This is a genomic window from Serratia sp. CY33525 (genome assembly GCF_052169115.1).
GTDB classification, from domain to species: Bacteria; Pseudomonadota; Gammaproteobacteria; order Enterobacterales; family Enterobacteriaceae; genus Serratia; species Serratia sarumanii.
The window spans coordinates 1-656 of record NZ_JBJNLK010000038.1; the positions used below are offsets into that span (position 1 = coordinate 1).

Genomic DNA, 656 nt, shown 5'->3' on the forward strand with positions numbered 1-656 from the left:
CTGCCAGATAGCCCGCCGCCACCTGGCCCAGCGCGCCGTTGCCGCCGCTGATCACATAGGTCGCGCCGGCGCGGATCCCGGCCCGTTCGCCGGCCGGCAGATGACAACGCTGCAGGCGCTGCGCCTGCAGTTGCCCCGTCTCGTCAAGACGCACCACGTCTTCCAGACCGCCGGTCGCGCACAGCACCAGCGCGCGCGGCAGTTGCCCCGCCGCCAGCTCCATATAGGTCAGCGCCCGTTCCGGCTGCTCCAGCCGCGCCGTACGCACCAGCCCCGACAGCCCGGCGTCGCCCTCACGGTCCGCACGCTTCAGCAGCACCCGGTGCGCCGTCGTCTCCGCCTGCAGCATCGCCAGCGCCAGCGCCATATCCTCTTCTTCGCCTTCGCTCAACAGCGCCACGGTCTGCCACGGCAGTTCGTTCAGCGCGGCCGCCAGTGACGCCCCCCCGCTGACCGTCACGCCGCGCCAGCCTTCCGGCAACGGCGTCTCTACGGCCCGCCTCGACAGCAGCAGGTGCTCCCCCACCGCCGGAGACACCGTCTCCGGCCCGGCAACGCCGACCCACGCCGTCTCGAACAGGCACTCATTCAGCCGGGACTCCACGCCCGCCTGGCGACAGGACACCCCTTCCAGCACGGCATACAGTTCACCGCCG

Annotated in this window: 1 protein-coding gene; it reads right to left on the bottom strand. The window is 72.0% G+C overall.

The features are described from left to right. Nucleotides 1-656, bottom strand: a 656-nt coding sequence (locus tag ACJ8IM_RS25210) for a hypothetical protein (protein WP_442516260.1), incomplete at both ends; no start/stop codon positions are given.